Raw genomic sequence first — 12,587 nt, 5'->3', positions numbered from 1 at the left:
CTTGCGAAAAGTCATTAACCGGGACTATTTTCTTCTTGCGACCTGCAAATTGGATTGCCGTGCATAGCCAATCCTGAAATTAAGAGGTTTCGGATCACCCAGTTGATAGGCATCGCGCAATTCCGGCTGAAGATACTGAGAGAAAGTGGAGATCGGCTTGTAGAAGGTACCGTACAAAGTAACCGACCACACCTCCGGATCAAAACAGGACAACGGAATGGAAGAGTCATCTTGTACAATAGCAGACGATTTCTGAAGAATCGTCTCGCGTATGCGCGAAAAAGCAGGTTCGTGCATCAGATAGGAAGCCGACTTGACAAATGTTGCTGTGGTCTCCGCATCAAAACGGTCCATAAACGCCTGTAACGGTCGGTTGGCTTGCAACCCCTCGTTACTGATATCTGTGCAGAAATAATAGAGGGTCTGCAATCGGGAAGCGCCCGGACGGAAAAACCGGACTTCCATCCCTGCACTGCATGTGTTCCGGATGGTATCCCCCTCTTTTCTTTCGAAAAGATCTCCGGTTTCCGATAACCACACTTCCTGAATGCTGACTATCTTACGGTTCCCCCGGGCCATCAATAACGAATAGATGGGGACAACCCCGTCAATGGTATCATTGGCCAGTTCCTTATCCATATCGTTAAAGAAACTCAGATTGAGTACGTTCGATACGGCATTCTGATACAACCGGTAAGTTTCGGCAGAAGGATGCTTCACTTTCGGAGCAGTGCCGGCAGGTTCCAACCCGATCAGTACATAAGTGTCCATCTCGGGGAAGAACGCATTGGCAAACAGAAAGTCAGGACCGCCAAAAGGATAAAACAGAGTATGGCAACGAGTATTGATGTCTTCCAGTTCCGTCTGTGAGAAAGCTACCAGCCGGGGAGCCGTCTGCCGGAAAACATTCCATATCTGATCCATGTAACGGGCATGGTTCTTCCATTCCTTGGTCCGAGTCAGTGCGTAAAGCTTTCCGCTTGCTTTATCAACCGGCAAACCTGCAAGTACGCAAGACGCATCATTCAGGGCTTTATCAGGAACCAGCTTCGCAGAGTCATTGGAAGCAATCCTCACCCGGGAAGCATTTTTTCCTGCATTGCCGGAAGAGGCCGCCCCCTGACAACAAGCAAACAGCACTCCCAGCATAAAAGAAAGTAATACGGTTTTTACACAATTAGTTAGTTTAGTTTTCATTTCATTCTTAATAATCCTTTTCGTTAGCCAGATTCCAGACGTTAAGGAAAGAGGCCTTAGATATTTCAACCACTTTATCCCAATTCAGACGGTCTGCATGGTCAGAAGGCTGATGGTAATCGGGATGACCGTCGGTATGATACCAAATGATGGGAATACCGGCTTTGGCAAACGAGCCGTTATCACTTCCGCCCACCGGCTTGTCCCAAGGGCGGTAATTGGGTTCTAACTGCAAGCCGTACTTTTTAATGTCTTCTTTCAGCCAACGCCCGAAAGCCGGATTGGCTTCTGTATAGAAATAAACCACATGCTTGGGATTTTGCGGCTGATTGTTGCGGCCAATCATATCAAAGTTCAAATATCCTTTGACCTGATTAATGAACGGACACTCCTGCACAAAGTATTTCGATCCGAGAAGCCCTTTCTCCTCTCCGTCCCAAAAAGCAAAAATTACATTCCGTTCCGGTTGCTGTCCGCTTACCACAAAGGCCTTGGCTATTTGCAACACCGCCGATACTCCGGAAGCATTATCATCGGCACCATTGTAGATCTGGTCGCCATCCAAAGCGGGATCAATGCCCAGATGGTCGAAATGTGCACCTACTATCACATATTCATTCGTCTTCTTTCCGGGAATCATACCCAATACGTTGTTCATAGACAACTTCTGATGCACCACTTGTTTCAGTTTGGCAATGGAGTCAGGGTGCACTTCCAGTCGTCCTTTCTGCTGGCGTTCTTTCCGGTAAGCATCAAACGGCTGATAATAGCTCTCGCCTAACGGACGGATACCCATTTCCTTCAATAGCGAAGCGATATACCGGGCAGCTACACGTGAACCGTGAAATCCGGCTTCACGTCCTTGAAGTTCATCATCGGCCAAAAATCCGATATAAGCCTCAGCAGCCTGGCGGTTAATACTTTTAAGCCCCTTTTCGACCGGGGTCTGAGCACATAAGGTAGTGGCAACACACCACATAAGGACAGTAATCAGGTGTTTTCTTTTCATGATCGGGATGTTTCTGTTTTAGTTCATTTAGCACATTGCAAGGACAAATATACGGAATAATACAAATTAATAAGTACCTTTGCGAAAATTTGATTCGTAATTATGTGGATACTTATAGTTGGTCTGGTGTTGCTCGCCATCGTGGCAATGATTGCCGGGTATATCCGCAACAAAAGACTGCAGAAGAAAATAGATAACGGAGAACTGGACAGTTTTCCGGAAGTAAAGGAAGTCGACGTAGAGTGCTGCGGACAGCACGAAGTTTGCGAACGTGACAGCCTGCTGGCTGCCGTCAGCAAACAGATAGAGTATTATGACGACGAAGAACTGGATACATTTATCGGCCGGGCACCCGAAGATTATACACCGGAAGAGGCGGATAAATTCCGCGATGTCTTTTATACAATGCAGGACACCGATGTAGCCGGATGGGTACGTAGCCTGCAACTGAGGGGGATCAGCCTTCCTGATGAAATAAAAGACGAAGTGTTTCTGGTAGTCGGCGAACGGAGAATCCATCCCTGATCCGTCTGTTCCCTCCACACTCCTAACTGCTGAACCGTATGAATTTACTACAATATACATTTTTTCAACACGCTCTCCTGGGGAGTCTTCTGGCAAGCATTGCCTGCGGCATTATCGGCACGTATATCGTGACTCGCCGGTTGGTGTTCATCAGCGGCGGTATCACCCATGCCTCTTTCGGCGGCATCGGACTGGGATTGTATGCAGGCATATCTCCCATTTTATCGGCTGCTGTCTTCTCCGTTTTATCGGCTTTCGGGGTAGAGTGGCTCAGTAAACGGAAAGACATGCGCGAAGATTCGGCCATAGCCATGTTCTGGACGCTGGGTATGGCACTGGGAATCATGTTCAGCTTTTTGTCACCGGGATTCGCTCCCGATCTTTCAGCCTATCTGTTTGGCAATATCCTCACGATCACACAGACGGACTTACTCATGCTGGGCATTCTTGCCATCTTGCTGATCCTGTTCTTTACCCTGTTTATCCACCCGATCATATACGTGGCTTTCGATCGTGAATTTGCCCGTTCGCAAGGCATTCCGGTCGTAGTGCTGGAATATATCCTGATGATGTTCATTGCCCTGACCATCGTTTCCTGTCTGCGCATGGTGGGGATTGTACTGGCAATCTCGTTACTGACCATTCCGCAAATGACAGCCAACCTGTTTACGAACAAGTTTAAACGCATTATCTGGTTATCGATTGCCATCGGCTATCTGAGTTGCCTGGGAGGTCTGCTGATCTCTTACCGCCTGAATGTTCCTTCGGGAGCATCCATCATCTTCTTTTCTATTCTTATCTATATTGCCTGTAAGATAGGAAAGAGCCTTTTCAGAAAGAAACAATAAACCAACATACAAGTATGGAAATCAAGATTCAATCACTGGAACAAATTCACGAAGCTGCCCGCGAGTTCATCTCAGCCATGGGCGATAACACGGTCTTTGCACTCTACGGAAAGATGGGAGCAGGTAAAACGACTTTTGTCAAGGCACTTTGCGAGGAACTCGGAGTATCGGATGTCATCACTTCACCGACTTTTGCCATTGTAAACGAATACCGTTCGGACGAGAACGGAGAACTGATCTATCATTTTGACTTCTACCGGATCAAGAAGCTGAGCGAAGTATACGATATGGGATACGAAGACTACTTCTATAGCGGTGCACTTTGTTTCATCGAATGGCCGGAGCTGGTAGAAGAATTATTGCCGGGAGACGCCGTGAAAGTAACCATTGAGGAACTGGAGGACGGAACAAGAAAAATAGTGATCAACGACTAATCATCCGAAGAATGGCCCCTCAATATTTTGTACAGGGAATATTTGCCACCGCAGGGCTCATAGCCCTGCTGGCATCTATACTCAACTGGAACTGGTTTTTCACCGCTCAAAATGCACAACTGATCGTACGGAATGTCGGCAGAGGACGTGCCCGGCTGTTCTACGGACTACTGGGAGTCATTATGATAGGTATGGCTGTCTTCTTCCTCAATACGCAACCCGTATCAGAGTAACTGGCGCGATTTCATTTCCAGATATTTATTGATCACATCAATCGACAGCTTATCAGGAGTTGTCAGCAGCGAGTAAATGCCATGCTGTTTCAAAGTTGACACAATCAGTCTCTTCTCGAACGCAAACTTCTCTGCGATGACGTGACGGTAATAGTCCTCGGTAGTCACCGACTTGCCCGCTATATACTCTTTCAGATCGGCATCCTCAAAGAATACAACCAATACTCTGTGTTGCCGGGCCAATTGTTGCAGGTAAACTAATTGCCGGTTCAGGCTGGTCATATTACTAAAATTGGTATAAAGCACCAGAAAGCTACGTTTATTCACATGCTTGCCCAAGTGCCCGCATAAGGCAGAAAAGTCCGTTTCACCAAATGTTGTTTCCTGTTTATAGAGGTTCTCAAGCAAAGTCTGCATCTGACCGACTTGTTTGGAAGCAGGAACAAACGTATCGAAATACTCGTTAAACGTAACCAGCCCGGCTTTATCGTCCTTCCGCATAGCTACATACGAAAGCACCAACGAGGCATTGATGGCATAGTCCAGCAATGTCATGCCACGGAAAGCCTGCTGCATCACACGCCCTTTATCGATCACGCTGTATATCTGTTGACTGCGCTCGTCCTGATAGACATTGACCATCAACTGATGACGGCGTGCACTGGCCTTCCAGTTTATGGTGCGATAATCGTCTCCCTTTACATACTCTTTGATTTGTTCAAACTCAGTCTGATGCCCAGCCCGACGAATACGCTTGATACCAAGTTCGGTCAGGTTATCGCTCATAGCCAGCAGCTCGTATCGATGGAGCATCAGGTAAGAAGGATATACCTTAACGGCTTCAGGTCTGCCACAGGTAGCCCTGCGGGATATTAATCCGATTCGGGTAGTCGTAAAAACGCGGATGAATCCGAAACCGTATTCTCCCCTGCGAGTCGGCCTCAACCGATAGGTAAGCGTCTTTCCCTCATTAGGTAAAAGCGACAGCTCGAAGTGTACATTCCTTTGCTGAAATATGACCGGCACTTCATCTATCACGATCAAACGGACGGGATAGGAATAACGGCTCTCTATACGCAGGCTGACTTCGTTATCATCACCGTTAGAAAAACGTCCGGCACACTGACGGAAAGCCTGGATACCCTTGGTGCGATACAACAGATATCCATCGAAAGCCAGAGCAAGCAGCAGCGCAAGCAGCCCTAACTGTCCGATGATAAACAGAGAACCGAACAGGTATCCGCCACCTAACAAGAGGATGACGACAAGGACGAGTATATAGAAACGTTTGGTCAGGAACATAATTATTTGGGTACTTCCACTTTATCAATCAACCGCTGAGTCACCTTGACAGGCGAATAACCTTCCATCTCTGCTTCCGCAGTCAGAATCAGGCGATGCTGCAACACATAAGGTGCTACAAACTTAATATCCTCCGGCGTTACGAAGTCACGTCCCTGTAAGAGAGCATAGGCTTTGGATGCCTGCAACATAGCCACCGAAGCACGGGGAGAAGCTCCCAGATACACAGCTTTACTGGTACGGGTTTGTTGGGCAATCAAGGCAATGTACTGAAGCAGAGTACGGTCAACAAATACCTTTTCCGTCAATCGACGAAGAGAAAGCAGTTCTTCACGGGTAATCACCGGTTGTATCTCTTCCAGTTTTACCAAGGCGGCATTAGTGTGATGGCGTTCCAGGATATTGATTTCTTCATCAAGTGACGGATAGTCCATGGTAATCTTCATCAGGAAACGGTCGAGTTGGGCCTCAGGCAACTTATAAGTTCCCTCCTGCTCCACCGGATTCTGGGTTGCCAGAATGGTATATAGTTCTCCCATCCGGTAAGTTGTTCCGTCGATACTGGCCTGACGTTCTTCCATGACTTCGAAAAGAGCGGACTGCGTTTTGGCGGGTGCACGGTTAATTTCGTCTACCAATATGATATTGGCAAAGACAGGTCCCCGATGGAAATCAAATTCATTGGTTTTCATATTGAAAACAGTCGTACCCAGGACGTCACTCGGCATCAGGTCGGGTGTAAACTGTACACGGCTGAAGTCGGCATCTATCAAACGGGCTGTCAGGCGGGCAAGTAAAGTCTTGGCTACTCCCGGCACTCCTTCTATCAAGACGTGACCGTTAGCCAAAATAGCTGTCAACACCAAATCGACAGTACGTTCCTGCCCCACAATAACGGAAGCGATCCGGCTTTTCAGTTCCTGCATCTTCTCTGAAAAAAGAGTCAAATCGGTACGCGGAGTTTCTTCTCCATGCATATCATTCATATTTTCTTCCATATTCTTTTTATTTATCAAATTCATATTTCATTCCTCCCACAGCTTTCTTCTTCCGAAAAAAGATCAGGGTTGAGGCTTTTCTATCTCGTTCATCCCGTCAATCAGATCTTTCATCAACGTCTCGCCGACTTCCTGCTGCCCGCGAATCACGGGACGGAGCTTACGGAACAGATTCCGGACTTTTTCTTCATCAGTCCCTGTTTTCCGGGAAATCCGCCTAGACAAGGCATTGTCATCACTGTCATCTTCCACATCCACCTGAATATACCTCCGCAGGCTCTCAGCAAAGTAAATAAACTTTTTGCGCACAAGATCAGCATGATTCTTCTTTTGATAATATAAAGTACCGATCAACTCGGCAAACTCAAGATTACGGTTTGCAGGCTCACGAATCACCGGAATAGCCCTTTGCCTTCTGCGGGCGGTAAATACCATAAAGAGCACCAATACCAGCATCGTCAGGTAAAGCGCCCACCTCAGAGGACGCTGGGAAAGGAAGTAACGAAAAGGAGATACCTCAACCTGTGCTCCCGCCCCATAGGCTTCGGTACGGACTACCGGTAAACCTTTCAAATGAGAAAGCAGACGGAAAAGGTAGGCTGCATTGTCGCCATCGAGCATTCCATAGTTGGTAAACAATAACGGAGTAGTGACCAAAACAATCTCTCCGCTCCCTACCGAACGACTAAGGGCCACGGGCGGAAAACAATCCGGCAAACTGTCATTGAACATTTGCATCGAATCAATCCGGCTGGTAGCTAAGGGTAGAGACAACAAATCGTATTTTGTGAAGTAAATGCCACATAAATGAGGATAAAAACGAAAAGTACGCTTATCATATACTGCTGAATCCCCAATCCAGCAGACACTGTCACGCTCCAATAAATTGCCCGCATACTCTTTCATCCGTCTCGGATTAAAATAAGCATACGAATTGTCGAATCCCAACGTATCAGACAGTGAAGTACTGAAAGAGGAAGCGGCTATCAATATCTTGTTTCCCCTTTGGGCCAGATCGAGCAAAGCATTGAGATCCGCCTCCACCAGATTGACATGTTGAGTAATGACAAGAATACTCCGGCAGGAGTCACTGTCAGCAGCGAACTGATAGAACGTCTTGCGCGAAAGAGAATATCCATCCGGAAGAGAGGACTTCAAGACATCATCAAACACGGCACACCCCAGTGGCTGGTGATCATGTTGTGCAAAGGTGGGATTCCAGACGAATTTCTTCGGCAGATGAGATTCTACCACAAACATGATCAGCAAAAAGAGAACGATCCCGATAATAAACCAACGACTGCTTCTCATACATCCCCTCCCTTCCTGATTTGAGTTTGCAGAGCTGCCAGCTCTTCAAAAAGAGACTCGGAAGCGGGAAAATTACCATAACGTACCCGTAAGAAACCATGGGTCAGATTCCTGAAAGGAGTACGAAGCATCTCTTGCTTTACCTCATAAATATATTCTGTAGGAGTCTTATAAAGCTGCCAATCTATCCGGCCGTCATCGCTCAACAGTTTAAGGGTCTGCAAATAAAGCAGACGGATGGCCTCCCGGTAATCCTTGCGGTCTATGGCACGCCTGATCTCTGCATCAAAATCGACTCCGTAAATGGTATCTTCGTGGACACTATAGTTTACAGGACCTCTGCGTGAACGCATAAAAAGCTCGGGACGCTTTTTATAAAGAAACCAGAGGATCAGCAACAGGATGAGAATAGCAATAATAATCAGGATAATGCCGGAATACTCCTCAGCAAAACGACTTCCGAAAATGGCACGAAGTAACTTGGAGAGCTGCATACTGAGCCACCCGTAGATATCAATCTCAGGAGTCATCAGTTCACGGTTATAGTCATAATCCGGATTGGATTGCCAAAAAGCAACCCTTGCGGTATCGCAGACCAATGTATCAGCTTGCAACGTCATTTAAAGTCGATCATAATTGCTCAAATTTATCTATCTCGCTTTCTACCGAAATGCTATCTACCACCTCACTGGCATGACCGTATTGATATACCATACCAATCAAAGAAAATATCATAGAAAGATAGGCACCAAAAGTCTGGACGATAGCCAACAGATAGACCATGAAACTATATCCGGCAGAGATGGTCAGTTCATTCTGTGTATCGCTCAGCATAAAGAAGTATTTTACGATAGTGGCAATATACCACGGAGTCGTAGTAACTCCCTGCAATACACTGGATATCAAACCCATGACCAGAGATACTAAAAAGACACCGCCCCATGTGGCAAATCCCAGACGGAAAGTTTTCCAGAAAGCTACAAGAATGCCGATCTCCTCGAACAAGTAAATCGGAGTAAACAAGGCTAACGGCACTGCACAGGCTATCAGCAACGGAACAGTAAGCAAAAGCGTGAACGGAGAAGCTACAACCAGAATCCCCATAACAATGCCCACCACTATAGTAAGGCCTATACAGAACAGTACCATAACCAGCAGCCGTCTTATATTCTTGAACAGAAAAGGTTTCAAGTCGGCAAACGTCACACCGGCCAACCGTTCTTCGCGCTGATTATAAATCTGCATCAGTCCGTAAATAATAGAAGTCAGCAATATAGAACCTACCAGATAGCAGAGAAACATCAGTCCGTAATTTACCCAGAATTGCATTCCGATGGCCGCTAAAGAATTGGTCCCGGCCTCTTTGGCAGCTGCAATTCCCATTGCTCCTCCCATAATTCCATTCATGCTGATGGCTTGAATCAGACATAACGGCAGAATCAAATAGGTACAGAACTTCAACATCGGTTTCCAGTTCTCTTTTATAAAGTCCATGGTCGCATTCAGTTTATCACCAAAAGGACGCTTCACATATAAAGCAATTTTAGGTTTTTGTGATTCCATGAGTTTTTCTGTTTGGTAAATAAATATAGTAATAGATAATAAATGACAGTGACAATAGAATGATGCCCAACCGCAAAACATCGGGTAATTCGGTATGACGCGTGATAAAACCTTCGATAAATCCGGCCATTATAAAGATAGGAACTGTACCTACTATAATTTTCAGCCCTTTCTTGGCTCCCCTCATAAAAGACTCTTTACGGGAATAAGTTCCGGGGAACAGCCACCCGTTTCCTAAAGCCAGCCCTGCAGCACCGGCTACGATAATGGCCCATATTTCCAAAGTCCCATGCAACCAGATCGCAAGCATGGATTCGCCCAACAAACCATGTTTAAAGAAAAAGGTCTGAAAAGCACCGAGCATCACTCCGTTATTAAACAGTAACCATCCTGTTCCAAAGCTGGTGAGCAACCCCATTGCAAAGACGTTGAAAGAAACCATGATATTATTTAAAGTAATGCCCAGAAACATAGGTACCTCTTCCGAACCGTTGTACACAGCCATCGGCTCACCACGCGCTATGTTATCAAGTGTCATATCCACATAGCCGTTGCCCAGAATCAGGCGGACGAAGTTATCATCATTCGCTGCTGAAACAATGCCCACCAATACGCTGGCCCAAAAAATCAGGACCGAAACCAACAACTCTTTACGAGCATGGTACATCGTTTGCGGAACCTCTTGCGTCCAGAAAGTAAAGATACGGGTCCATTTCTCCTTCTTATTGCGATAAATCACATTATGAAGAGCCGAAGCCAGATTATTCAGATAAATAGTAATGCGGGAAGACGGATAATGAGTTTGTGCAAACGCGAGATCTGCCGTAAGTTCCGTATAAGCGTCAGCAAGACGGTCAGGAGTCAGTTTATCTGCCTGCTCCACCACCTTCTCAGTCTCTTTCCATTTTTCAATATTCCGACGTATAAACGTTACCTCTTTCATCCAACCGGTTCGGCTCCGGATAAGTTTTGTCCGAAACCGGAAGCAAAAGTAAGAGAATTATGATATATTTGCAACCAAAACTAAAAAATGTTTAACCGGAAATGACAGAATCGACTATGATTGTCACACTTTAGAAGAAATCGGATTAACTCTGCTTAAAAACAAATAGAATGACCATCATCACCGATGGAGAATCTTACATTCTGATAGTTGTAACCCATAATGACATTTTGTATTTCTGATGGAACTATACGCATCTATTTCCGATCTAGGTTGCAAGTAGTACCAAAAGAAGCCCTTATTTTGCCATTAGGCAAAACCGGAATGCCAGTCATTTCACCTTAGCTCGATCACAGAACCTGGAAACCACCATACGACACAAACACTTTGCTTTAATACTTTTCATTTTACATACACAAAGACAGATTACCAATACCCATGCCAAAGTACCAATTAGCATTGAAAAACATAACTTTCTTCTCTGTCTTTTACGAAATTAACTCCTTACGGACAAAACATTAACTTCTTACGGGCAAAAGACTAACTTCTTATCATTAAAACATTAACTTCTTTTCCCGAAAGAAGCTAATGTTTTAATGATAGAACCGGAATATTTACCCGAAAAGGCAAGAAAATCCGTATACAAATACTCTATTTATGTACTTTACTTCTCTATCAGGAAGATTTTGAGAATAGCGACTGTCACCAAAAGAGAGATAAAGATATCTTTTTCATGCAAAAACGCGAAAAAAAAATCTATTTGCGCGACTCCTTCTCTCTGAACGTACCCGAAATAAAACAACCAGCATCCTTTCACATCTGCTTGGTTGCAGTTCCGGATAAGTTTTGTCCGAAACCGGAAGCAAAAGTAAGAGAATTATGATATATTTGCAGCCGGAACCCAAATGTGTTTAATCAGAAATGGCAGAATCGACTATCATCACAGGACAATTCGTACGAATCAGTCAGGTACCCGCCAGCCTTGGCGAACGGATACTGGCTCGTATTATTGACTATTTTCTGCTGTTTATCTACATTCTTGCCACTTCTTATATATTGGGGAAACTCAATATACATGCTTTTTCCGGAAGTACGTTTTTCCTGTTGTTCCTGTTCATCTATCTGCCTGTACTATGTTACTCGTTACTTTGCGAAGTTTTTAACCAAGGACAGAGTGCCGGAAAGAAACTTATGAATATCCGTGTGGTAAAAGCAGACGGTACGACACCCAGCCTGAGCGCCTATCTGCTAAGGTGGTTGCTCTATGGGATAGACGTAACTATTACCGGAGGATTGGGCGTACTGGTCATACTATTGACCAAAAACAGCCAACGTTTGGGAGATCTGGCTGCCGGTACAATGGTAATTAAAGAAAAGAACTATCGCAAAATACAGGTAAGTCTTGACGAGTTCGATTATCTGACTAAAGGATATCATCCCAGTTTTCCATCAGCTGCCGACCTGTCTTTGGAACAAATAAACGTAATCAGTAAAGCATTAGAATTACATCATAAGGATCGGACAAGACATATCGCACAATTGGCACCCAAAGTTCGTGCCCTGCTATCTGTAGATCAAACAAATATAAACGATGAAAAATTTCTTCAGACCGTTGTAAGAGACTACCAATACTATGCATTAGAAGAAATTTAGTATATCTTATTTCGTAAAAACAGACTAAACCGGGCTTTTATTCATCCCACTTTCAAGCAAATACCCAGACTCCTATACACACCTGATGCTTCGAAAAAACATAATGCACTTTAGTAGGAGGAGAAGAATCAAGACGAAGTAAACTATCACACATACATGCAACAAAAAAGCGTGCAGAAGTGTTTCTACACGCTTTTTATCTCTTGGTTTACGAAGACTGGCTTATTCCACCTGTCCCAGAGAGTTGCCGTATTCCATTTCTCCCTGCACCACAAATAAGATATCTTCCGGGTCATATTCACCCACTTCATCTTTTTTGGCTTCTTTCACGATGAATTCTACTACCTGCTCCAAGTCGATGTCAACATAGCCGTCAGCATCGGGCTGAACATCCAGGATTCCGCTTTCAGAGTAGTACTCATCAATCAAATCGAGGAAATAGTACAACTCGTCTTCCGAAAACTTTTCCTTCAATTCCTGAGGCAAATAATTCCGGATGAACTCGATGGTCTTTTCATCATCGGCGTCATTTAACAAAAAATCGTCTTCCAGTCCCATAAACAAATATTTT

14 protein-coding genes are annotated in these 12,587 nt (G+C 45.0%); 5 read left to right on the top strand and 9 right to left on the bottom strand.

Annotation, left to right across the window (positions count from 1 at the left end):
• Window positions 1-24: 24 nt before the first annotated feature.
• Window positions 25-1,197: a hypothetical protein gene (locus BSHG_RS14195; RefSeq protein WP_005784772.1), complete on the bottom strand. Its 1,173-nt coding sequence runs from the start codon at window positions 1,195-1,197 to the stop codon at window positions 25-27.
• Window positions 1,198-1,204: 7 nt separating this feature from the next.
• A complete protein-coding gene (locus BSHG_RS14200) occupies window positions 1,205-2,206 on the bottom strand; it encodes a M28 family metallopeptidase (protein WP_005796268.1) in 1,002 nt (333 codons plus the stop codon).
• 102 nt (window positions 2,207-2,308) lie between these two features.
• Between BSHG_RS14200 and BSHG_RS14205 the strand changes: the two genes are divergently transcribed.
• From BSHG_RS14205 to BSHG_RS14220, 4 genes are read left to right on the top strand one after another with little or no spacing between them, the layout of a single operon-like run.
• On the top strand, window positions 2,309-2,731 hold the full coding sequence (locus BSHG_RS14205) for a hypothetical protein (protein WP_005784767.1): 423 nt from the start codon (window positions 2,309-2,311) through the stop codon (window positions 2,729-2,731).
• 38 nt (window positions 2,732-2,769) lie between these two features.
• Window positions 2,770-3,579, top strand: a complete 810-nt coding sequence (locus tag BSHG_RS14210; protein WP_005784764.1) for a metal ABC transporter permease — start codon at window positions 2,770-2,772, stop codon at window positions 3,577-3,579.
• 14 nt (window positions 3,580-3,593) lie between these two features.
• Entirely contained in the window at window positions 3,594-4,013 is a 420-nt protein-coding gene (gene tsaE / locus BSHG_RS14215) for a tRNA (adenosine(37)-N6)-threonylcarbamoyltransferase complex ATPase subunit type 1 TsaE (protein WP_005784762.1), read from the top strand.
• 11 nt (window positions 4,014-4,024) lie between these two features.
• Window positions 4,025-4,246 carry an immunity 17 family protein gene (locus BSHG_RS14220; RefSeq protein ID WP_008658495.1) on the top strand — a complete coding sequence of 74 codons (222 nt, stop codon included), beginning with the start codon at window positions 4,025-4,027 and terminating at the stop codon, window positions 4,244-4,246.
• Here BSHG_RS14220 and BSHG_RS14225 read toward each other — a convergent pair.
• The 6 genes from BSHG_RS14225 to BSHG_RS14250 form a co-directional block, all read right to left on the bottom strand.
• Window positions 4,238-5,548, bottom strand: coding sequence for a DUF58 domain-containing protein (locus tag BSHG_RS14225; RefSeq protein ID WP_008658492.1), 1,311 nt, complete (start codon window positions 5,546-5,548; stop codon window positions 4,238-4,240). The two genes, BSHG_RS14220 and BSHG_RS14225, sit on opposite strands and share 9 nt — an antisense overlap.
• Window positions 5,549-5,550: 2 nt before the next feature.
• Window positions 5,551-6,546 carry an AAA family ATPase gene (locus BSHG_RS14230; protein ID WP_005784757.1) on the bottom strand — a complete coding sequence of 332 codons (996 nt, stop codon included), beginning with the start codon at window positions 6,544-6,546 and terminating at the stop codon, window positions 5,551-5,553.
• A gap of 63 nt (window positions 6,547-6,609) precedes the next feature.
• Complete coding sequence (locus BSHG_RS14235) at window positions 6,610-7,857, bottom strand: DUF4350 domain-containing protein (RefSeq protein WP_008658490.1); 1,248 nt, start codon at window positions 7,855-7,857, stop codon at window positions 6,610-6,612.
• On the bottom strand, window positions 7,854-8,477 hold the full coding sequence (locus BSHG_RS14240; RefSeq protein ID WP_005801447.1) for a DUF4129 domain-containing protein: 624 nt from the start codon (window positions 8,475-8,477) through the stop codon (window positions 7,854-7,856). Before BSHG_RS14240 ends, BSHG_RS14235 begins: the two co-directional genes overlap by 4 nt.
• Before the next feature lie 10 nt (window positions 8,478-8,487).
• Window positions 8,488-9,420 (bottom strand): hypothetical protein, encoded by a 933-nt coding sequence (locus BSHG_RS14245; protein WP_008658489.1) that lies wholly within the window; start codon window positions 9,418-9,420, stop codon window positions 8,488-8,490.
• Entirely contained in the window at window positions 9,401-10,363 is a 963-nt protein-coding gene (locus BSHG_RS14250) for a stage II sporulation protein M (RefSeq protein WP_008658488.1), read from the bottom strand. Before BSHG_RS14250 ends, BSHG_RS14245 begins: the two co-directional genes overlap by 20 nt.
• A gap of 921 nt (window positions 10,364-11,284) precedes the next feature.
• Between BSHG_RS14250 and BSHG_RS14255 the strand changes: the two genes are divergently transcribed.
• On the top strand, window positions 11,285-12,016 hold the full coding sequence (locus BSHG_RS14255) for an RDD family protein (protein ID WP_005784744.1): 732 nt from the start codon (window positions 11,285-11,287) through the stop codon (window positions 12,014-12,016).
• A 222-nt stretch (window positions 12,017-12,238) separates the two neighbouring features.
• On the opposite strand, the gene BSHG_RS14260 is transcribed toward BSHG_RS14255, so the two are convergent.
• A complete protein-coding gene (locus tag BSHG_RS14260) occupies window positions 12,239-12,574 on the bottom strand; it encodes a hypothetical protein (protein WP_005784743.1) in 336 nt (111 codons plus the stop codon).
• Window positions 12,575-12,587: the final 13 nt, after the last annotated feature.

This window comes from Bacteroides sp. 3_2_5 (assembly GCF_000159855.2).
Classification (GTDB): domain Bacteria; phylum Bacteroidota; class Bacteroidia; order Bacteroidales; family Bacteroidaceae; genus Bacteroides; species Bacteroides fragilis.
This window is presented reverse-complemented; position numbering and strand designations above follow the sequence as displayed.

Coding starts and splice junctions, on each gene's coding strand:
- BSHG_RS14195 (WP_005784772.1), bottom strand. CDS start 1,197: ATGAAAACTAAACTAACTAATTGTGTAAAAACCGTATTACTTTCTTTT.
- BSHG_RS14200 (WP_005796268.1), bottom strand. CDS start 2,206: ATGAAAAGAAAACACCTGATTACTGTCCTTATGTGGTGTGTTGCCACT.
- BSHG_RS14205 (WP_005784767.1), top strand. CDS start 2,309: ATGTGGATACTTATAGTTGGTCTGGTGTTGCTCGCCATCGTGGCAATG.
- BSHG_RS14210 (WP_005784764.1), top strand. CDS start 2,770: ATGAATTTACTACAATATACATTTTTTCAACACGCTCTCCTGGGGAGT.
- tsaE (WP_005784762.1), top strand. CDS start 3,594: ATGGAAATCAAGATTCAATCACTGGAACAAATTCACGAAGCTGCCCGC.
- BSHG_RS14220 (WP_008658495.1), top strand. CDS start 4,025: ATGGCCCCTCAATATTTTGTACAGGGAATATTTGCCACCGCAGGGCTC.
- BSHG_RS14225 (WP_008658492.1), bottom strand. CDS start 5,548: ATGTTCCTGACCAAACGTTTCTATATACTCGTCCTTGTCGTCATCCTC.
- BSHG_RS14230 (WP_005784757.1), bottom strand. CDS start 6,546: ATGGAAGAAAATATGAATGATATGCATGGAGAAGAAACTCCGCGTACC.
- BSHG_RS14235 (WP_008658490.1), bottom strand. CDS start 7,857: ATGAGAAGCAGTCGTTGGTTTATTATCGGGATCGTTCTCTTTTTGCTG.
- BSHG_RS14240 (WP_005801447.1), bottom strand. CDS start 8,477: ATGACGTTGCAAGCTGATACATTGGTCTGCGATACCGCAAGGGTTGCT.
- BSHG_RS14245 (WP_008658489.1), bottom strand. CDS start 9,420: ATGGAATCACAAAAACCTAAAATTGCTTTATATGTGAAGCGTCCTTTT.
- BSHG_RS14250 (WP_008658488.1), bottom strand. CDS start 10,363: ATGAAAGAGGTAACGTTTATACGTCGGAATATTGAAAAATGGAAAGAG.
- BSHG_RS14255 (WP_005784744.1), top strand. CDS start 11,285: ATGGCAGAATCGACTATCATCACAGGACAATTCGTACGAATCAGTCAG.
- BSHG_RS14260 (WP_005784743.1), bottom strand. CDS start 12,574: ATGGGACTGGAAGACGATTTTTTGTTAAATGACGCCGATGATGAAAAG.